This is a genomic window from Pedobacter sp. MC2016-15, from assembly GCF_026239695.1.
In the GTDB taxonomy this organism is placed as follows: Bacteria; Bacteroidota; Bacteroidia; order Sphingobacteriales; family Sphingobacteriaceae; genus Pedobacter.
This window is the reverse complement of sequence record NZ_JAPIVS010000006.1, coordinates 275,847-296,767: the sequence shown is the minus strand read 5'-3', so window position 1 is coordinate 296,767 and position 20,921 is coordinate 275,847. Positions and strand designations below refer to the sequence as shown.

Genomic DNA, 20,921 nt, shown 5'->3' with positions numbered 1-20,921 from the left:
AGTTCAAAAAAAAGAGGGGGCGTACTTAGTATGCCCCCTCTTTTTTTGTTCTGTTAGTAACCGAAGATCTGCTCTAAGGTCAGTGTATTCAGTTTCCCGAATTTCTGCATGTCCTCAGCTTTTACTTTTTTATCAGAAGCAACGATACAATAATTGTAAGCTTTGTTCGCTACTTTATCCTGATGGAAAGTCTTGATATCTGCAAAAGTCAATGGCTTCAATCCTTTGTATTCATCGATCCTTGAATCATGGTCCAGTCCCAGTCTTTTATCTGCATAATAATGAGCGATGATATCATCGTTGGTCACCCTGGAAGTTTCGAGGGCATTCAGTGTGCTGTATTTTGAAGATTCAAAGTTTTTGTCAGACTCCGGCAACACATTCAGCAGTTCGTTCATAGCGCCGACTGCATCAGTCATCTTATCGGCCTGACTGCCTACATAGGCTATCATAGTATAGTCTTTGGTGTTTTTATCCGGTGTAGAATAAAAGGCAAAGGTAGAATAGGCCAAAGCTTTTGATTCACGGATAGTCTGGAAAACGATCGAGCCCATGCCACCACCAAAGTAACTGTTGAACAGGGATATTTTTGCAGCTTCAGAGGCATCGTATTTCGTACTGTTTCTTACCCAGCGGATCTCCGACTGCACCATGTCGTAGTTGGCAAAAAATACCTGGTTTTCTGCCGTATTGGTATAGCTGAACTTTTGCGCTGCCGGGGCTTCAGTGAATGCGGCAGGCAGGGCATGTGCCTTTTCAATGTTTTTGGCAAATACATCAAGGCTCTGCGGACCGTAATAGTTAATGCTATGTTTGTAGTCCTTCAGGTGATGAATGATATCCAGTAGCTGTGCAGAAGTCATCTGTTTAACTTCCTCATTGCTCAGTGCAAAATTCGTAGGATTTTGCGGGCCATATTGTGCATAGCTCATGAGGCCTGAAAGAATCGCCGCCTTGTTCAGCTTATTGTTTTCCCTTGACTTGAGGATGCTGCTTTTTAGTTCTGTCAGCGCAGCTTCGTTCGGCTTACAGTTGGCGAAGATATGCTCTACGAGATTTACCGCCTGGTCAAAGTTTTCCTGCAGGCCACTGATGGTTACAGTGGTGACATCATTGGAAACAGTAAATGAGTAACTGCAGGCAATGTTATAAAACTGCTTGCTGATTTCCTCAGCAGTATATTTATCGGTACTCAGATAAGTAAGGTACCTCGCTGCGTAAGGAGCCATTTTATTATTCCAGGCACCCATATCAAATCGGTAGCTCAGACTGAAAATACTGTTTTCCTTATTTTGGACCGTAACCACATCCGCGATGCCTGCCTTGCCGAAGTTAAGATCTTTAATATAGTCCAGGAAGCGTGCCTCTATAGGTTTGGAGCTCTCTGCAAGCAGATTTTTAGTGAAATCTGAGGTTTCGTTGGTGTTGGTTTTAACCGCTGTGATTGCGGGCTTCTCCACTTTCTGGATGCTTTTATCTTCTCCCTTGTGTTTCAGGATCACCACATAGTTGTCTTTAAAGAACTGGTTAGCAAAATCTACCACCTCTTTTTTCGTCACTTTGGCCATCGCATCAGGGTTACCCAATGATTTATCCCATTTTGTGCCACGGTTCATGATAAACTCATTGGTGATGGCCTCCGCACGGAAATCGTTTTTATCAAATGATTTCAGGAGCGTCAGTTTGCTGTTCGCAACCGTAGCTTTGATCAGACTTTCATCAAACTGCCCTTTTTTGAGCAGAGCAATTTGTTCCAGTAACAATTGTCTCACCTGTTCCAGTGTCTGTCCCTGTTTTGGCTGTGCCAGCAAGATGAAGGTACCATAGTCTTTCATCTGCTGATACCCGGCAGCTGAGCTTAATACCTTCTGTTTTTTGTTCAGGTTGATATCCAGCAGGCCGGCTTTGTCGTTAGAAAGGATGCTGCCAATCAGATCCAGCAGCATACTCTGTCTCGTATTTTCTGCATATCCTCTGTATCCGATTCTGATGACCTCAGCGCTTGGTCCATATATATCTGCAGTCTGGATTTTTGTCAGTGGTTTTTCCGGTGCCGGAGCATAAGCCACTACAGGTTTGTTTTGCATGAATGAGAAATGTTCATCCACTTTTTTGATCATTTCATCCGCTTTGAAATCGCCTGATAATACCAGGGCCATGTTGTTAGGCACGTAATATTTGTCATAGAACTTGCGGATTTCTACGAGCGATGGGTTTTTAAGGTGTTCTATGGTACCAATGGTCGTTTGCTGTCCGTAATTATGGGTAGGGTACAGCAAAGCATTCAGTTTCTCACTGATCTTCCAGCTGTCATTGTCCAGTCCGCGGTTTTTCTCCTCATACACCGCTTCCAGTTCAGTATGGAAAATCCTGAATACCGGGGCACGGAAGCGCTCTGCCTGCAGGGCCAGGAATTTATCCGTTGCATTGGAAGGGAAATCCTCTTCGTACACCGTCTCTTCATACCAGGTATGCGCATTTGTGATTTGTCCGCCAATAGATTTCATCATCTTATCGTACTCATTGGCAATCGAATAGTTTGAGGCTTCGCCCGAAGTTTTATCGATCTCCGCATAAATTTGCTTACGTTTTGCAGGGTCAGTAGTAGCGTGGTACTTTTCGTACAACACAGAAATTTTGTCCAGCAAAGGCTTTTCTTTAGCATAGTCCATGGTTCCAAACTTGTCTGTACCTTTGAACAGCAGATGCTCCAGGTAGTGCGCCAATCCCGTTGCGGTTCTCGGATCAGTATTACTGCCTGCCCTTACAGCCATCCTGTACTGGATGCTGGGTTCTTTGGTATTCTCAGACAGTACCACGGTCAGTCCGTTCTTCAAGGTGTAAAAACGCGATTTCGTAGGGTCGTTGGTCACATACTTGTAGGTATATCCAGCGGAGGAGGCTGTTTTCCACTGGTATACAGTTTGTGCCATCATTGCCGCCCCGCTAAAAAGGAGGCAAAAGAGCATTAATAATTTTCGTTTCATGTTGAATAAGTTATTCTCAAATATACTTTTGAAAATGAATTTATCACAGTTTTATCCTATAATCTTGTACTTTTACCCTCATGAAGAAAGAGCAATCCAGACCTAATATTTTAGTAGTAAATGATGATGGTATCACTGCACCGGGTATCAGAAATCTGATTGAAGCCGTTAAAGAACTGGGAAACGTAGTTGTAGTGGCTCCTGATGGTCCTCAGTCGGGGATGGGACATGCGATTACGATTGGCAAACCATTGCGTTTCAATAAGGTAGACTTGTACGAAGGTGTAGAGATGTATAAATGTTCAGGTACTCCGGTAGACTGCGTGAAGCTCGCCGTTAATAAGATATTTAAGGGTAAAAAGCCCGATCTCTGTGTCTCCGGTATCAACCACGGATTGAACAACTCCATCAACGTCATCTATTCAGGCACTATGTCTGCAGCTGTAGAAGGAGCAATCGAGGGTATTCCGTCCATAGGGTTCTCTCTCGACGATTTTGCGGAAGAGGCCGACTTTAGTCACTGTCTCAAATATGTGAAAACCATCGCACAGCAGGTTTTGGATCATGGATTGCCTCAGGCCACATTGCTCAACGTGAACTTCCCTAATGGAAAGGATATCAAGGGCATCAAAATCTGCCGTCAGGCAAATGCGAAATGGGCCGAAGAATTTGATGAGCGCAAGGACCCGCACGGACGTGCTTACTATTGGTTAACGGGAGTATTCCAGAACAACGATAAAGGTGAAGATACTGATGTATGGGCATTGGACCATGGATTTGTTTCCGTAGTGCCGGTACAGTTTGACCTCACCGCACATCATGCCATTCCCGTATTAAACTCCTGGACATTTAATGATTAACCGCATTCAAAATAGTGTGTGGGCAGGCTTCGGCATCGGGATTCTGGTTCCGGGTGTATTGATTTCCATCGTATGGTTTATCATGCATCGTGTAGCTGTGCTGGCAAAGGCAGATCTACTGCTGATTGGATGTATCGCAGTGAACGCCCTGCTGCTGAAATACTTTTTTAAGATCAATAAGGAAAATACCGGAAGGGGAATCCTGAGTGCCACATTTATCTGGGGCTTTCTTTTCTTCTTCTATAAAATCTCACAGTCATGAAGTACTACCTCGTAGCCGGTGAGGCTTCCGGAGACCTGCATGGTGCCAACCTCATGAAGGCGCTGAAGGAACAGGATGCAAATGGCGACTTCAGGTATTTTGGCGGTGATAAAATGAAAGCCGAAGGTGGTACACTCATAAAGCATTATGCCGATATGGCTTTTATGGGTTTTACGGAAGTGATTCTCAACCTGCCAACGATTATGCGCAATATGAAAGCCTGTAAGGAGGATATCCTGGCTTATACTCCGGACGTGCTGATACTGATTGATTTTCCCGGATTTAATCTGAAGATTGCGACCTTCGCAAAAGAGCATAACATCAGAGTATGTTATTATATATCCCCGAAAGTTTGGGCATGGAACCAGAAGAGGGTATTAAAAATCAAGAAGGTAGTAGACAAAATGTTTTGTATCCTGCCTTTTGAGGTTTCATTTTATAAAGAATGGGGGATGGAGGTCGATTATGTGGGCAATCCGCTGCTGGATGAAAAAGCTGCTTTTGTGCCCGACGATAACTTCCTGACAAAAAACGGACTGGCGGGAGCCGAAATCATCGCTTTATTGCCGGGCAGCCGCAAGCAGGAGATTGAAAGGTTGCTTCCGGTTATGCTGAGTGTCATCGAAAATTTCCCGGATCAGCAGTTTGTGGTGGCAGCCGCGCCAAGCTTCCTGCCCGCCTATTACCAGCAGTTTATCGGGGCTAAAAATGTTAAACTCGTTTTCGGGCAGACTTATGATTTGTTGCATCATGCCAGTGCTGCAGTAGTAGCATCAGGGACTGCTACATTGGAAACCGCCTTGTTTAAAGTCCCTCAGGTGGTTGTTTACAAGGGAGGCGCAATTTCTATTGCGATTGCCAGAATGGTGGTAAAGATCAGGTTTATTTCGCTGGTCAACCTGATTATGGATCGGGAGGTGGTTACTGAACTTATCCAGAACGATTGCAATACGATGAATATTACGGATTGTCTGGTTAATTTACTGAGTGGCCCTAAGCGGCAAAATATGCTGGAAAGCTATAAGGATTTAGCTACTATTATGGGAGAACCTGGTGCCTCTGGCAGGACAGCCAAACTCATTTCCGAATATCTTAAAAAATCATGATCAACTAATTGATCAGGCCGTCTTTTTCAGCAGCAGGTTATTGATCCGGTTAACTACATCATCCAGATCAAAAGGCTTGCTGATATAATCGTCAGCACATACCTGGGAGCTCATTTGCTTGCTCCTTGGGTTTGCCGACATTACAATTACCGGAATATGGCGGGTAAACATATCGCTTTTCAGGTCATCACAAATTTCTATACCATTGCCGTCGGGCAACATGACATCAATGATGAAAAGGTCTGGCAAAGAATCCCGGAGTTTACTTTTCAGTTCACTCACCGAAGAAGAAAGCTGTAGTTCATAACCTTCATCTTTTAATAAATATTCGATGATATATCTGATATCGCCATCATCTTCAAGCACGTGTATCCTTTTAGTCATGTCAGGTCCTGTAGGTTTTCCAATTTCAATCCCTATCAAAGATTGTTCCAAGACTGCGCCTTATCTTTCTGAGATACAGTGCCGTCTTTAAGGCCTTAAAGGAAGCTGCGGTGTACAGGCTTCAGGACAGCAGAAAACAACAAAGGCTGGTCAGATAACTCTGCCAGCCTTTGAATGATATCATTTTAAAAATTAAGCGGCATCAATTGCTTCACGCAATGCTTTTGCAGCTGCAGCAGGATCTTCTGCTCCGTAAATTGCAGCACCGGCAACAGCAACAATTGCTCCTGCTTTGATAACCTCAGTAACGTTTTTAATATTTACTCCACCAGCAATCGAAACAGGAACACCTGCGCGTGCAGCTTCGTCGATCAGCACCTGGATAGAATAACCATCAGTCCATTGCTCATCAAGACCTGCATGTAATTCTACAAACTCAGCTCCTAATTTGATCACTTCCTGTGCACGTTTAACGCGGTCAGCCACTCCGATAGTGTCAACTACGACACCTTTTCCATGTGCTTTACCTGCTTTTATTGCACCTGCAATGGTAGCATCACCTGCAGCACCAAGAACAGTAACCAGGTCGGCACCCGCTTTAAAAGCGATGTCTGCCTCCAGCTCACCTGCATCCATAGTTTTTAAATCTGCAAAAACCAGTTTGTCAGGGTGTGCAGATTTCATTGCCGTTACTACAGCAATTCCTTCGTTTTTGATCAATGGAGTTCCCAGTTCAATAATATCGATGTAAGGGGCAATTTTTCCTGCCAGTTCCAGTGCATCTTTTGTAGTCAGTAAATCTATTGCGACTTGTAATTTAGCCATGTTTATTTGTTTTTATATGTAATTAAATTGATGTTATTCGAGGTTTGCATGTCTCTTCCAGAGCTCTTCAGCGGGAGTGCCATCTGCTGCCCAGAGGCTTTGGAAAATAGCGTCAGCCAGCAGCAGTACTGCCTGTTCAAAGAGGCTGCCTGCATATTGTGCAGAGAGGGTTTTCCCGTGATCCTGTTTTTGTGCTGCAGGAACCAGCAATATGAATGAAGAGAGCTCTGCCAGTGGCGATACGGTGGTCGTGGAAATTGCGGCGATCACAGCTCCGGCAGCAGCAGCTTTCTCTGCAGCCTTGACAATGGTGCTTGTAGTACCGGAGCCCGATGCAGCAATCAGCAGGTCGCCCTTTGCAATAGCAGGGGTAGTGGTTTCTCCCGCTACATAAACTGTAAGTCCCAGGTGCATCAGGCGCATTGCTGCGGAGCGCAGGGCCAGACCAGAGCGGCCGGCACCGATCAGAAATATACGCCTGGCCTGCTGAATCTGCGGAACCAGCAGCGCGATCTGATCATAATCCAGCTGTGCTGCTAATTTCTGGTTTTCTTCCAGGATCATGGCAAGGTTTGCTCTGAGACCGGCGACTGTATCTTGTTGATTGGGATTACTCATATCCTTTTTGTTTGCGTCAAAGGTATGTGGCTCACCAGGCCTGATGGTTATACTATGTGCGCATTATGTGGGACTTTCCGGAAACTTCTGCCAATCCTGATCACAGGAATGCCATAAAAAACAGGCTTTTGGAAATAAGTGCACCTCAATTTCCAGATTGTCCAATGCAAGCTTTTAAGATCAGGTATATTTGAATGATGAAGACAGACGCAACTTTAGGACTTGAAAAATCTTTGATCTATATCAGGAATCTGGAGCATTGTCCACCCAGCTACCTGAATGATCCCGGGAGGAAAGATTTTTTTGAAATCGTCTGGTTGCAGAATGAGCTGCCGCTGCATACGGTGAGGGAAGGCGAAGAACAGGGGAGGGGCGACTGGATTTATCTGATCCCGCCATACCGTGTACACCAGCTGAACAAAGCCGGGAAAAATGGAATCCTGCTGTCATTTAAAAGAGACTTCCTGGAAGAAGAGGATAAAGAGTTTTATCTCGACCTTTTCAAGATGTTCAACATTCAGGGTGAGTTTTCCTGTTTGCCCTTGTCGGCCTCCAATGCAGCAGAGCTGAATAAAATCTACCCCCTGCTGGAAGAGGAATACCAGCAGCAGACAGGAGGTTTCCTGATTCTCAAAGCCCTGCTCAAAGTTTTCCTGCTGAAGCTGATCAGGATCAAGGAACATGTTTTTACAGCACAGGACCTCAACCAGAAGCGGGTGTATGAGTTTATGATGATGCTGGAAGAAAACTATCAGCAGGAACGCAATGCAGAGTTTTATGCCTCATTACTGGGCATCAGTTCAAAGAGGCTCAACCAGATACTTAAAGAGAAACTGGATAAAACGGGAATGCAGCTGATCCACGACCGCATCATCCTGGAAGCGAAGCGTCAGATTATCCATAGTGAAAATACGCTCAAGGAGATCGCTTATGACCTGGGATTTAGCGACCGGCCATATTTCAGCCGGTTTTTCAAAAAGCAAACGGGATCTTCACCTGAGGATTTTCAGAAACAGGCAAAAAATCATATCGAATCGAAATCCAATACCCTGGTAGAATAGAGGCTCTTTATGCCAGGTGTTTCTCGCACAGTAACAGCAGGTCGTTCAGATCGAAAGGTTTGGCAATAAAATCATCGGCAAGAGCCTCTTTACTGCTTTCTTTTGCAGTGGCATGTGCAGACATGATGATCACCGGAATATTTTTAGTTTCGATGCTTTGCTTTAGCCTGCGGCACAATTGCAAGCCATTCCCGTCAGGAAGCCTTACATCCATCAGGATCAGGTCTGGCAGAAGGTTGTGCAGGTTTATTTTGAATTCTTTAGCATTTGCAGCGACGTGCACTTCGTAGTCTGACTGCTGTAAAATATACTCTATCACTTCACGGATAGCTTCATCATCTTCGATGATCTGTATTAATTTTGACATGATTCAAATGTAGGTATTATTGAATAATATTTATGGTTTTAACTGTTTTTCAATGGCAGCGACAAGATCGTTCAGGTCAAACGGTTTGCTGATAAAATCATCTGCTGTAGTGTCTCTTTTTATTTCACGTTCATTGGAATGTGCAGACATGATGATTACAGGAATGTGTTTGGTAGCCTGACTGTTTTTGAGATGATTGCAGATCTCCAGACCATTGCCGTCGGGTAACATCACATCCACCAGATAGAGGTCGGGCAGCGGGCCGTTCAGGCTGCCGATGAAGTCTTTTACATTAGCAGAGAGCTGGACTTCATAATCGAAATCCGCCAGGAAAAATTCTACAATATATCTGATATCCTCATTGTCTTCTACTACATGTATGTATTTCTTCATCTCATTTCATTATCATTTCAAGAAACACAACGGTGAGACGATAGAATAGTTTTGTTTTTTTGTTTTTGGGGACATTTAGCCTAAATAAAAAAGGGTTGCCTTTCAGCAACCCCATTTTAACAAAGCCTAAATCTCTATGATTTCTGGTTATTTTACGTCCCAGAATATTTTGGTCAGTCTGGTGTCTTTAGCTCTTACTTTTGAGTAGTTGCTGTTGTTCAGAATTTCCGAGTTAGGATATAATAATCTTGCCGGAGGTGTTTCAAATCCATTCAGTTTACCGGCAGTAGGGAAGGTCAGCACAGGGTACTTGGTCCTTCTGTATTCTGCCCATGCCTGTTTACTTTGCAGGAAGCTGAAACTTGCCCATTTCTGGATATAGATCTTCGCCAATTTCTCAGTAGAAGAACCTGCGTAGGCTATACTTGGTGCTGTAAGGAAGGTTGTCACATCCGTAGGAGTAACTGTAGTACCTCTGCCTAAGCTATGCAGGTAATGATAGAAGTATACAGATTGCTTCACAGCAGTTTCATATGCCGTCTGTGCATTCCCGCCACCCCATCTTTCAAATGCTTCAGCTTTCAGGAAGTTAGTTTCTGAAGCTGTAAACACGATACCCGGAAGGTTTTTGTTCTGCAGGAATGTTGCAGAGTCAACAATCGAATATGAGGTAAAAGCAGTATCAGTTTGTCCTGTAGTATAGGTAACAGGCATTGCCCTGAAAGTTTTGTTCTGAACAAATACGTTGTTTACCACTTTACCGTATTTATCATACATCACCGGAATCCTTGGATCGTTCGCAGGAAGCAGCACCTTGTTTAACAGATAATCTGTAGCGTAAAAACTGCTGATCTCGGTTAATGCACTATTCAGGTTGTCATTATTTGTAGTTAATGGTGTTAACAATACATCACTTGTTGCAGGGCTGTACGCCGCCACATTGCCACCATCCAGAAGAGGATACTGAGTGCTGTTTGCGAGCATAGCAGTTACTGCTGTTCTGGAAGTAGCCTCATCCACAAATGACGTACGCATCAATAAACGTAAACGTAAAGAGTTGGCATATCTTCTCCATTTATCAGTACTTCCTGCCAGCAGGATATCCTGCTTGGTGAAAGAAGCATTGGTAGTTGCAGTAGAAAAGAATGTTGCTGCATCATTCAACTGACTGATGAAAGAAGCATATAGCGCTTTTTGATCATCATAATTTGGATTAACAATGCTACTCGAGGTTTCCAGACTTCCTGTTTCAGAAAATGGAATATCACCCCACATATCTACCAATTGCGCAGCCTGGTCAATCAGCTGGATTCTTGCTGCCTCCATAAATACCTTCTGACTAGCCTGATCAGCCTCAGACAGGTTTTTATAAGTCACTTCCATCTGACGGTAAAGAGCCATCGGTCCGCTACCGTTTCCTGCATTAAAATAAAAATCACTCCAATATTGGTTGATGTAGCTGTCATCCTGTTTATATACATCATTACCATTGGCAAAGGATGCTGTTTGTGAATATACTGCAGTTTGTCTTAGCAGGAAAGTACGAACATTCCAGTAAGCCGGTCTTACACGGTCATTGTTTAACAGGGCGGTGAAGAAAGTCGGGATACTTTGTACTGACGACTGCTCAGGATTATTGTATTGCTCTTCCAGAGTTTTCTTGCAGGCACTAAACGTAGCTGCAATGAAAAGCAGAAGGAATATGTTTGCGAATATTTTTTTCATTTTGATATTTTTTAAGATCGTGAATTAAAACTTGGCGTTGATAGAGAATCCATAACTGCGTGTTGCCGGTAGTGATCCTTCATCCACACCTTGTTTATACCATTGGCTACCAACCATAGTTTCAGGATCCAGGTTTTTCAGGGTTTTCCAGAAATACAGCAGGTTTCTTCCGATTAAGGAAATTCTCAGATTTGTCATTCCGATTTTCTTTGAGAAGTTAGACGGCAGCGTATAACCTAAAGTAACTTCCCTTAATTTAACAAAGCTATTGTCATAGATGGCACCTTCCTGATTGTTCGAAGTTGCTGATGCAGCAAATTCATTTGCATAATATGAAGCAGCATCAATGATGGTAGTGTTAGGCTGACCATTTGCATAAACTCCCGGAAGAATTAAACCGTCATGATAAACTTTCTCACCATTTGGACCGGCAGTCTGGTTAGAAGCCAGCTGAACATTTGTTCCTGCAGCGTTCACATAATAACTTAAACCACCATTTTCAGTATCACGGTATTTTAACGTGCTTTTATACATACCTGCTCCCAAAGCATATTTCTGAGGAGATGATACCAGCTGACCACCAAAGCGGTAATCTACCATCACATTCAGTGAGAATGCTTTGTAACCGAATGTATTTGCAATACCTCCTGTTACACCTGGTTGTACCTGTCCTGCTTTTACATAACGTGAAGCGTCCACCACGTGGAAACCGTCAGAACTGATCACGTTTCTGCCGCTGGCATCCGTTTGTAAAGGGTTTACAAGTATAGTTCCCAGTTTCTCGTTCGGAGTAACTACAACCTTTACCGCTCCGCTTTCTGCAGAGTATACACCGATTTCATTGATACCATTACCCAAAGCATAAGCTCTGGTAGTGTTTAAAGCCACGTTTGCTCTTACATCCCATTTAAAAGCACCAGTTAATGGCGATCCATTCATGGCAAGTTCCCATCCTTTGTTGCCAATTTCACCAACGTTTACAATTTGTGAACGGGCACCAACGCTTGGCGCAACTGTCAGGTCAAGAATAATGTTTTTGATCCTGTTGTCATAATAGGTTAAATCAAATCCAAATCTGTTGTTGAACATTCTGGTTTCGATACCAATCTCTTTCTCATATTTTTTCTCTGGCTTCAGTGTGCTGTTTCCGTATTTATCGCTAAGCTGCGACTGAGGAACAGAACCGTTCACAGTTTGTAAAGATCTGAGGGTATAAAGAATGTTTGATGAATAGATTGAAGCCGGGTTACCTACAACACCATATGATGCTCTCAGTTTACCATAGCTAAGGAATGATGGCATGCTCGTTTTGAAAGCATCAGTCCATACAAATCCAGCGTTAACAGAAGGATAGAAGTAACTATTGTTCTCAACAGGAAGTGTAGAAGCAAATTCCTGACGTGCCGTTCCCTCAAGGAATAAGTAATCCTTGTAATTGAAGTTCAGGATACCAAAGTAACCATATTTTGTAAGTTCCTGTCTTGTAGAAGTTGTATTCAGAATACCTGTGGAGTTACTCAGTGAGAAAAAATTCTCGATTACCAAACCATTGCTGGTACCTGAAGACTGATCGTTGTAACGCTCTTTCCTGGTAGTGAAACCACCGCTGGCAGAGAAGCTCAGGTCTTTTGCAATTTTGTTGGAATAAGTTAACAATGCATCTCCATACACAATAGAGTAGATACCTTTTGAAACGCTGTAAGCACCGGTACTTACACCCTGGTTGAAGGCTACCGGGTATTCGTTGTATTGTCTGTCCTCAATGTTTTTACCTGTATAGTCATTACCAACACGGCCTCTGAATCTCAGGTTTTTTACAATATCCCAGTTTAATGAAGCACTGGTGTACAATCGGTTTTCAATCTCATCATAAGTATTTTTCTGTGTACTCCAGAAATAATCATAAAGGTTTGGTCTTACGTTGAAAACAAAAGCTTCTGCAGGGTTTCTGTTAGTTTGATTGAAAGGAACCCATTTGTATCCTTGTGATGTTTGGAATTTCTCCAGGATCAGGTTAGTATCTTCCTGTCTTCCAAAGAAACCATCATAAGAAGCTGCAAGCCTGTTGGTCAGGTAAGGTCTGTTGTGCGTAATCGTGTTTACGTAATTCGCAATCAGGTCAATACTTACCTTTGGAGAGATTTTTACAGTACTGTTTAACGCAAAAGTATTTTTCTTTTGATTTGATTCGCGCTGGATACCATTGTAATCCAAACGTGAAGCCGACAAACGGTAATCCAGTTTCTCAGACTGGTTAGAGATCGAAACGTTTGCTAAAGAGCTGTAACCGGTTTGGAAAATGTTTTTATAGTTATCAGGCTGCGGTGAATAGGAGCGGATCGTTCCGTCCCACCATCTTACCTGCTGGCCTTCCATTTTAGGACCAAACATATTGTATGCCCTGAAGTTTGGACGCCATCCGGCAGGAGAGGCCGAATCCGGGAAAGTACCGTCTTCTGAAGCACCTACAGAAAGGTTGGTTTCCCTGTCATATCCCTGCCCGTAAACATTCTGATAGTCTGGTAAAAAAGCTGCGTTTTCGAATGTTCCATAATAGTTGAAATCGATTCCCAGACCTTTACCTTTTGTTCCTTTTTTAGTAGTAATTACAATCACACCTGCGGTTGCATCAGAGCCATACAATGCAGTTGCACTGGCACCTTTCAACACAGTAAGGCTTTCAATATCCTCAGGATTGACATCCAGGATACCATTACCACGGATTCTCTGGTCATCATAGAAACCACCGTTGTTCGGACCACCGGCACCACTTCCATTGGTGTTATTTCTGAGAATAACCCCATCCACAACATATAGCGGTTGTGAGTTGTAGTTAATCGAGTTGATACCACGAATCTGAACGTTTACCGCACTACTGGCACCACCTGGTGAAGTATTGATCTTCACACCGGCAGCTTTACCATATAAGGCAGAGGCAAGGTTGGTATTACCTGCTTCGGTAAGTTCTTTCGCGCTAACAGTACTTGACGCATAACCTAAAGCTTTAGCTTCTCTTTTGATACCAAAAGCTGTAACTACAACTTCATTCAGCTCACTGTTGTCTTCATCCATTTTAAGGTTAATAGTAGTCTGGTCACCTACAGTTACCTGTCTGGCTTTAAATCCGACTGCACTGAATCTTAATACAGCGCCTTTAGCTACGCTGATGGAGAACTTACCACTGCCGTTGGTCTGTGTACCGGCAGCTTGTCCTACTACGCTAACGCTTACGTTAGGCAGTGGACCAACATCATCAGTTACCGTACCGGTAACGGTGATTTGTGCAAAAGCAGCATTTGCCAGAAATACCAGCATCAGCACCATTGAGCACTTCAAAAACATGTAAAATTTTTGCATACTTTTTAATTGTTTAGATAAATTGATTAGTTAATTGGTTTTGGAAAAATTGTGGTTGGGTATTGTTGTTTTTATTTAAAAACCTCTTTACTGATGTGCTCTACGGCCAAAGCTGCGGAGCCAATCAGCTGGGCATCGAAGCCCATTTTTGATAATATTATTTCAGTGCCTTCGGTAATTGTTGGGATACTATAGTCGTTGATAGCCTGCTGTACAGGCGGGAGGAGGAACTTGCCGGCTCTGCTGGCACGTCCGCTTAATACGATCTTCTCGGGGTTTAATATATGGATCAAAATGGCGATTGCCCGGCCGATCTGATAACCCGCATAAGATAAAAGTTTGATGGATAATGAATCCCCTTTCATAGCTTCGTTAATTACGGCAGTGATATCCACCTTGCCGTTTTCAACTTTAAGACTGGTAAAAGTGCCATTGTTGATCTCCTCAAGAGCACTGTCTTCAATAGTGATTAATGAAGCCTGAGTTTCGAGACATCCCCTTTTGCCACAGCTGCAGATCTTGTCATTATCAAAGATGGGGATATGGCTGAACTCACCTGCATACCCCTTAAAACCGCGGTAAATCTTGCTGTTGATGATCATCCCCAGACCGATACCCCAGCTCAGGTTGATGACCATCGCCTCGCTGTTGGTCTTACCGATACCAAACTTCAATTCTGCAAGGGCAATAACGCTGGAGTCATTGTCAATAAATACAGGTAAACCTAAATCCTGCGTTAATTTTTCGCGCAGGGATATGTTTTCCGTATGCAGAAAACTGCGGTTATTGCCATCCTGAACATCCACAAAACCCGGCATAGAAATCCCCGCTGCAAAGATCTTACTGCGCTGGATGCCAGATTTTTCAAGAAAAGTATTGGTGTCAGAAATTAATTTATCCAGAGCCGCAGGATCATCATTCAGGTTAATTTCTGTTTCTGTGATTTCGGTCACGAAGCTTCCACTGAGGTCGGCAATTACCATGCGCGTATAGAACTGGTCCATCGCCACCGAAAGAATACAGTTTCTGTCGGCCACAAGTGAATAAACCACCGGTCTTCTGCCGCTGGTAGACTGGGCAAAACCCATCTCCACAATATATCCTCCTGCAATCAGTTCCTCAATGTGTTTGGTAATCGTAGGGATGCTGGCTCCGGTGACCTTGCTGATCTCCAGAGAACTGGCTAACTTATTAAAGTATATAGCTTTAATAATAGACAGATGTGCATCGGATAATGTGAGAGTGAGAGTCGACATCGTTAATATTTCGTTAAATCTAGAAAAGAAAAATCACACTTTAAAATTTTTAGATTAATTTTTAAAATATTTTTTTTAGAAATGAATATTTTGATAAGTGACTGATTAATAAATACTAATGATCTAATAAAATTTTGGTTATCTACAATTATTTGAAATTGTCATCAATATTCTTCATCAAACCGCATAATTTGAATGTTAAATTAGGGTTATGAAGGTCATAATACTGTTAAGTTTGAAGTCCGTGGGCAATAAAATTGTAAATTTGCGTTGATGGAGTAGTGGCATTTTGTAATCAAACTCTCTGTTACTACAACACATGAAATCTCTTGTCTTAACCCTGTTCATTACTTTCTCCGGCATCGCCAGCTTTGCGCAGAAAGCACTTCCGGATCCGCAGTATAAATTAGTAATCGGCAATAATTACGTTGCGTCAAAAAATTACTACCTGCTAACTTTATTTACTGAAGTCCCTGCCTTAAAAAAAATGTTATCAACTGATCCCGTAATATCCAAAATCGGGAAGGATAAAGAAGCACGTTTGGCAGAAGCGATAAAAGAATGTGGCAAAGATATTGGCTGTTATATTCGTGCAGCCCAGTTCTCTGAAGCTGAAATTGCACAAGTCAGCAGTAGGTTAGGGGAGTTGTATCAAACCAGTAATGAACTGGGTAAACTTGTGAGCAAACACCTGATTCCATCTGGCACTTACCAGCTGTATGGTGGATCAGAACCCCGCGAGCTATTAAGTAAAGCCTGGGAGCAGGATGCTAAGGCTGTTAACCATACCATTGCTGTTTACGGCGGCGGGAAAAAACCGAATTATCCCCTGATAGACTCTATCAGTTTTAATATCCGCGACAAAGCCTATCCGGACCTCGTAGCCCTGAATGCTCAGGTATCGTTAAGCGAAGCAAAAAAAGATCTCTTGTTTTTTAGCTCTCCGTTGCTGTTTGCCCTGCATTGCCTGGAAATCAATGAGCGTAATCAGGCCGCCGATTACGAACCTATGATCCCAGTCCGGGATAAACCTTTAAAGGATTTTGCAAGACAAGTGAAGCAGTCGGACTATAACTCGGCATCCGCAGTTTCAACCTTGAATAAAGCAGCTTTTGAATATTCAAAAAAAGTCAAATGGTCACAGTATAAATATACACTCATCCTTGTTCCGGGAGAGGGTCCCGAAGAAAGAGATACACCTTTGAGTGCCGGGGGAATGTTAAGGTGCCGTCTCGCCGCTTTACAGTATCAGCAGGGCCTTGCCCCATTCATTATGGTTTCAGGTGGAGCTGTGCATCCTTATAAAACAAAATACAATGAGGCGCTGGAAATGAAAAAATTCCTGATTGACGTGCTGCAAATTCCTGAGCACGCTGTACTGGCGGAACCACATGCCCGCCACACGACTACTAATCTTCGCAACTGTGCCCGTCTGATCTTCAGATATGGATTCCCGATGGACAAACCCTGTATCAGTTCCACCTCCAAATATCAGAGCTACTACATCACTGACGTTGTACCTGCAAGATCTGAGAAAGAACTGGGTTATGTTCCGTTTAAGAACGGTAAAAGACTCTCAGATACTGAGGCGGAGTTTTATCCGCTGGCAGTGTCCCTACAGATCGATTTTGATGAGCCGATGGACCCCTAAACGGGGTTCTGCTGTCTTCATTAGTGCTGTTTAACATATTCTTAACATTGGGATAATCTCATGCATACACCATAATCCTACTTTTGGTCGCAAAGGTGCGGTTGAACAATTATGATGATGGATAAAGACTTATTTCAGCAATTCTATCAGGAACATAAAAAAAGTGTTTTTGCAATTGTAAATCTCAGGCTCCCCGATCTTGAAGATGCTAAAGATGTTGTTCAGGAAATCTTCATGGAATTATGGCTAAAAAGAGATACGCTGCATACCATCCGGGATATGCAGCCTTACCTCTACGTTGTAGCCCGTAATCAGGTGATCTCTGCTTTCAGGAGAAAAAATATACAGATGAAAAACGAAGGTATCCTGCTGGAAGGCTTGAATAAGCTTGATCATTCTGCCGAAGAAAATACCATGGCGCGTGAGCTGCATCATCAGATTAACGTTATCGTAGAGCGGTTGCCTGAAACTACCCGCCAGTGCTATCAGCTGAGTAAAAATGAAGGCAAGAAAAACGGAGAGATCGCAGACCTGCTGAATATTTCTGAGAAAACAGTCCGGAATAATATTTCCGAAGCGCTAAAACGATTAAGGATCATATTGAAGGAGAACCATCCGGAGATATTTGCCTTATTTCTGTTCCTGCTGAAATGATCTCAACAGTATTATATCTGATCGAAAAATTTCTGCATCAAGGTAAAGTAATTGCCGAAGACCGTTAGTGGCAAAGTTTTCGCCCTGTCATATACATCGTGATAAGCCTTGATTCCTCCCTGCGTATAAATAAAGAAAGAGGGTACCCCACGCTGGTAAAACCGGCAATGGTCGCTGTTACAGGCTTCGCCACGAATATCCACTTTCGGTAACAGCTGATAACGCGTGTTCAGCTGCACCAGTTGGTCAAACCTGTTTCTGAAAATACTCCCATTCACTACCCTGATCCCTTCTTCACCGGTTCCGGCCATATCAAAGTTGGTCAGGAATTTAATCTTCTTCAAATCGATGAGTGGCTGCTCAACAAAGGCCTGTGAACCCAGTAAGCCAATCTCTTCACCCGAAAATGCGATAAATACCATCGTATATTTACCCGGATGGCTACCATAATATTTCGCCATGCTCAGCATGAGCGCTGTGCCGCTGGCATTGTCATTCGCTCCCGGGAAATACACCTTTTTACCCATCATACCCAAATGGTCATAATGTGCTGTAATCACCAGCGTAGAATCAGGAACTTCAGTTCCCTTTACCATTCCTACAACATTGCGTGGTTGATAAGCGGCAATTAATTTTGCGTCAACATCGATTTCAAGCTGATGGATATTTTCAGGGCGAAGGTCTTTTTTATTGATGATGATCACCGGTCTGATGCTCTGAAAGGTTTCTGTAGTCCAGGTCAGCTTTTCATCGGTACATATTAGCAAGCCTTTGAATGAAAGGCTTTCGTCGTACTGCAGACGTTCTGTGTTTTCCTTAATCTGTGCCCTTTCTTCTGCAGACTCCTCAGCCCTCACTTTGTTATCCAGCAACAGAAAAGTATCCTTTGCGTTGAGTGTTAACTTTGCTGCCGCTCCGGCATTACGCAGCTGTGTCCGGGTAATTCTCAATACTTTAAATGTTCCTTTTACCGAAGGACTGGAAGCGCCGACCAGGTAATCAACACCGGGTTTAAGCTTTGTGTGATCCAGCTTAACAGATAGGGCAGCGGGAAAGGTATTTACGGACAGCGTAAAATCCTGAAACCAGGAGCCCTTGTTAAGGGGAACCAGGCCATGTTTTTCAAACTCTTCAGCAATCATTACCGAAGCTTTTTTTGCACCGTCTTTTACATAGCCGCGGCCTTTATATTTAGCTGAGGCCAGTTTTTTAACCATCTTGTGTCCATAATCTGCAACCTGCGCAGTGCTACTGAGCACAGAGCTGAGGGACAAAAACGCAACTATCGTGACCTGCTTAAAAAGGGTATTGAACATTATTTTTTATAAATATGGATTGGCCGGGATCTTTACTGTATAAAATCCGGAAGCTTCGAGTTGCGAAATTTCCTCTGCAGAAGGCATCTCCTTGTAGATAATAGTTCCAAGAGCCTGACTACATATGATTCCAAGTTTCACAAGCGTATCAAATACTTTTTTCCTGAATTTGATTTTTTTGAACTGTGGATTGCCATTTGTCGCTATAGCTGTTTCTGCACCTGTGAAGTAGAAATTAGGATTAATCCTTTTAAAAGCTACAAAAGGTAAATAGATACCGGCAGCCAGTTTTTCAAATTCTCTCTCCGAAACTTTATACACGAAATTTCCTACAGGCTCATACGAAAACCTGTTCTTCCAGACTTTACCTACCAGATTATCGCCGATGGCTGCCAGTATATTGGTTACAAACAACAGGAGGGGCATTTTTGTGATTGGATCCTGTGGTTCAATAATCACTACGCCTTTTTTCGCCACACGTAACATCTCATACACGGCCATATACGGCCGGGGGAAGTGGTGGTAGGATTCTTTGCATAAAACATAATCAAAGGTATTGTTCTCAAAAGACAGCTTCTCAGCATTTTCAGCAGAAAAACTGGAAACAAAACCTTCTTTATTGGCTACCTGAAGAAAATCGCTATTCAAATCACTGGCGTGAATAGTATGGCCTGAACTGTGCTTTTGAATATAATGTGCATCCAGTCCGTAAGCGTCACCCACTGTAAGCCAGCTCAATCCCGGAATTGTTAGCAGGGGATCAATGCAGGAGAACAGTATTTTTTGCAACCAGTTATTGATGGTGTTCTGTTCAGTAGACTTGAATTTTTGAAAGTAAGTTATTTTAGATTCCTCGGTAGGAAAATGTTTATTGTACCAATTTGTATGTTCAATGTAGCTTTTTTCTTCAAACATTATCTCTAAAATTTAACTAGACAAATGTATTATATTTAATTAAACTTCAATATCCTGGTCCATGAACGCATCTGGTTTTGAAATCTTAGCAAGATAATTTTCATTCTGCACAAAAACCTAATCTAAACTTAACAATTTCTTAAAGGACATTCTGGCTTTGAGCGCGAGCTCTAATAAAGCACAGTTTTGGACGATCATATCAAATCATTATTTAAGCGTTACCAGGAAAATACCGCAACTGCAGAAGAACGCAGGCTGGTAGAAACCTGGTTCGAAAGCCACTACGGACAGAAAGGCAGGATGCTGAGCCGCAATGAAGAGGCTTCAGTGTTCGAAGATCTTGATGCCAGGATCTCGGCAATGCTCGCTGATGAGCCTGTACCTGCCCGCAGGCTGAACTTCCGCTGGATGCAGGTGGCTGCCATGTTTCTCGCGCTGCTGGGCTCGGGCCTGTTCATCAGGAACAAGTTCAGCAAAAAAACAATTCTCCCGGAAACCTTTACTGAAATCAGGTCGCTCAAAGGTGAAAAGAAAGAGGTAACGCTCAAAGACGGTACTACAGTATTTCTCAACTCTGGTTCCAGCGTGTTCATCTCCTCCCGTTTCGACAAAACAACGAGAGAAGTTAAACTAAGTGGCGAAGCTTTTTTCGAGGTGCACCACGATGCCAGCAAACCTTTTATTATCCATTCCGGAAAGCTGCAGACTACCGTATTGGGTACATCCTTTGATATCAAGGCTTATCCTGAAGACGAGCAGGTAAAAGTAAGCGTAGCCACAGGCAAGGTTAAAGTAGAGAAGCCGGGTAATGGCCTTAAAACATATGCAAAAGCACTCACACATAATCAGGCCCTGGTTTATGACAAGCTGAAAGACAGCCATCGCGTAACCCGTGTCAATGTAGACTCCATCAGTGCCTGGCGTACCAACCACCTCAATTTTGACAATGCTTCTTATGAAGAAATTGCCAGAATGCTGAGCCGCTGGTATAACCTCGATGTCACCCTCCGTCCCGGCAGCCACGATGGCAAAAGATACACGCTCAGTTTTTATAACGAACGGCCTGATAAGGTCCTCAACGTATTGTCGGCCCTCAGTGGCATGACCTATACCATGAACGGAAGAAAAGTATTGATTAATCCTTAAAAACAATTTTAAAATCCCCGTAATCTCAAATCAAAAAA

At 43.1% G+C, this 20,921-nt stretch carries 18 protein-coding genes; 7 read left to right on the top strand and 11 right to left on the bottom strand.

The window, feature by feature from the left end; all coding sequences use genetic code 11:
• Positions 1-53: 53 nt before the first annotated feature.
• Positions 54-2,987 (bottom strand): M16 family metallopeptidase, encoded by a 2,934-nt coding sequence (locus OQY15_RS18460; protein ID WP_265793410.1) that lies wholly within the window; start codon positions 2,985-2,987, stop codon positions 54-56.
• Between the two features lie 80 nt (positions 2,988-3,067).
• On the opposite strand from OQY15_RS18460, the gene surE reads away from it, so the two are divergent.
• Genes surE through lpxB form a run of 3 tightly spaced genes read left to right on the top strand, consistent with a single transcriptional unit; the run spans position 3,068 to position 5,215 of the window.
• A complete protein-coding gene (gene surE, locus OQY15_RS18455; protein ID WP_265793409.1) occupies positions 3,068-3,847 on the top strand; it encodes a 5'/3'-nucleotidase SurE in 780 nt (259 codons plus the stop codon).
• On the top strand, positions 3,840-4,109 hold the full coding sequence (locus OQY15_RS18450) for a stationary phase survival protein SurE (protein WP_265793408.1): 270 nt from the start codon (positions 3,840-3,842) through the stop codon (positions 4,107-4,109). The genes surE and OQY15_RS18450 overlap by 8 nt, the downstream gene beginning before the upstream one ends.
• A complete protein-coding gene (gene lpxB, locus OQY15_RS18445; protein ID WP_265793407.1) occupies positions 4,106-5,215 on the top strand; it encodes a lipid-A-disaccharide synthase in 1,110 nt (369 codons plus the stop codon). Before OQY15_RS18450 ends, lpxB begins: the two co-directional genes overlap by 4 nt.
• Before the next feature lie 12 nt (positions 5,216-5,227).
• On the opposite strand, the gene OQY15_RS18440 is transcribed toward lpxB, so the two are convergent.
• The 3 genes from OQY15_RS18440 to hxlB all read right to left on the bottom strand — a co-directional run bounded on the left by OQY15_RS18440 (position 5,228) and on the right by hxlB (position 7,042).
• Entirely contained in the window at positions 5,228-5,599 is a 372-nt protein-coding gene (locus OQY15_RS18440; protein ID WP_265793406.1) for a response regulator, read from the bottom strand.
• A gap of 192 nt (positions 5,600-5,791) precedes the next feature.
• Complete coding sequence (gene hxlA / locus OQY15_RS18435) at positions 5,792-6,424, bottom strand: 3-hexulose-6-phosphate synthase (protein WP_265793405.1); 633 nt, start codon at positions 6,422-6,424, stop codon at positions 5,792-5,794.
• Between the two features lie 33 nt (positions 6,425-6,457).
• Entirely contained in the window at positions 6,458-7,042 is a 585-nt protein-coding gene (gene hxlB, locus OQY15_RS18430; protein WP_265793404.1) for a 6-phospho-3-hexuloisomerase, read from the bottom strand.
• Between the two features lie 194 nt (positions 7,043-7,236).
• Here hxlB and OQY15_RS18425 point away from each other — a divergent pair, with 194 nt between their 5' ends.
• Positions 7,237-8,103 (top strand): helix-turn-helix domain-containing protein, encoded by an 867-nt coding sequence (locus OQY15_RS18425; protein ID WP_265793403.1) that lies wholly within the window; start codon positions 7,237-7,239, stop codon positions 8,101-8,103.
• 7 nt (positions 8,104-8,110) lie between these two features.
• Here OQY15_RS18425 and OQY15_RS18420 read toward each other — a convergent pair whose 3' ends face one another.
• The 5 genes from OQY15_RS18420 to OQY15_RS18400 all read right to left on the bottom strand — a co-directional run bounded on the left by OQY15_RS18420 (position 8,111) and on the right by OQY15_RS18400 (position 15,201).
• Positions 8,111-8,470 (bottom strand): response regulator, encoded by a 360-nt coding sequence (locus tag OQY15_RS18420; protein ID WP_265793402.1) that lies wholly within the window; start codon positions 8,468-8,470, stop codon positions 8,111-8,113.
• A 30-nt stretch (positions 8,471-8,500) separates the two neighbouring features.
• The gene (locus tag OQY15_RS18415) at positions 8,501-8,863 is read right to left on the bottom strand and encodes a response regulator (protein WP_265793401.1); all 363 of its coding nucleotides are present in this window, start codon (positions 8,861-8,863) and stop codon (positions 8,501-8,503) included.
• 147 nt (positions 8,864-9,010) lie between these two features.
• Positions 9,011-10,588: a SusD/RagB family nutrient-binding outer membrane lipoprotein gene (locus OQY15_RS18410; protein WP_265793400.1), complete on the bottom strand. Its 1,578-nt coding sequence runs from the start codon at positions 10,586-10,588 to the stop codon at positions 9,011-9,013.
• Positions 10,589-10,612: 24 nt separating this feature from the next.
• Positions 10,613-13,945 (bottom strand): SusC/RagA family TonB-linked outer membrane protein, encoded by a 3,333-nt coding sequence (locus OQY15_RS18405; protein WP_265793399.1) that lies wholly within the window; start codon positions 13,943-13,945, stop codon positions 10,613-10,615.
• 71 nt (positions 13,946-14,016) lie between these two features.
• On the bottom strand, positions 14,017-15,201 hold the full coding sequence (locus OQY15_RS18400) for an ROK family transcriptional regulator (RefSeq protein WP_265793398.1): 1,185 nt from the start codon (positions 15,199-15,201) through the stop codon (positions 14,017-14,019).
• A 319-nt stretch (positions 15,202-15,520) separates the two neighbouring features.
• Here OQY15_RS18400 and OQY15_RS18395 point away from each other — a divergent pair, with 319 nt between their 5' ends.
• Together OQY15_RS18395 and OQY15_RS18390 are read left to right on the top strand one after the other, a co-directional pair.
• Positions 15,521-16,852: a YdcF family protein gene (locus OQY15_RS18395; RefSeq protein ID WP_265793397.1), complete on the top strand. Its 1,332-nt coding sequence runs from the start codon at positions 15,521-15,523 to the stop codon at positions 16,850-16,852.
• Positions 16,853-16,963: 111 nt separating this feature from the next.
• Positions 16,964-17,506: an RNA polymerase sigma-70 factor gene (locus tag OQY15_RS18390; protein WP_265793395.1), complete on the top strand. Its 543-nt coding sequence runs from the start codon at positions 16,964-16,966 to the stop codon at positions 17,504-17,506.
• An 11-nt stretch (positions 17,507-17,517) separates the two neighbouring features.
• On the opposite strand, the gene OQY15_RS18385 is transcribed toward OQY15_RS18390, so the two are convergent.
• Positions 17,518-18,822, bottom strand: coding sequence for a M28 family peptidase (locus OQY15_RS18385; protein WP_265793391.1), 1,305 nt, complete (start codon positions 18,820-18,822; stop codon positions 17,518-17,520).
• 6 nt (positions 18,823-18,828) lie between these two features.
• A complete protein-coding gene (locus OQY15_RS18380) occupies positions 18,829-19,737 on the bottom strand; it encodes a class I SAM-dependent methyltransferase (RefSeq protein WP_265793390.1) in 909 nt (302 codons plus the stop codon).
• Positions 19,738-19,923: 186 nt separating this feature from the next.
• Here OQY15_RS18380 and OQY15_RS18375 point away from each other — a divergent pair, with 186 nt between their 5' ends.
• A complete protein-coding gene (locus OQY15_RS18375; protein ID WP_265793388.1) occupies positions 19,924-20,883 on the top strand; it encodes a FecR domain-containing protein in 960 nt (319 codons plus the stop codon).
• The last annotated feature ends 38 nt before the right edge of the window (positions 20,884-20,921 follow it).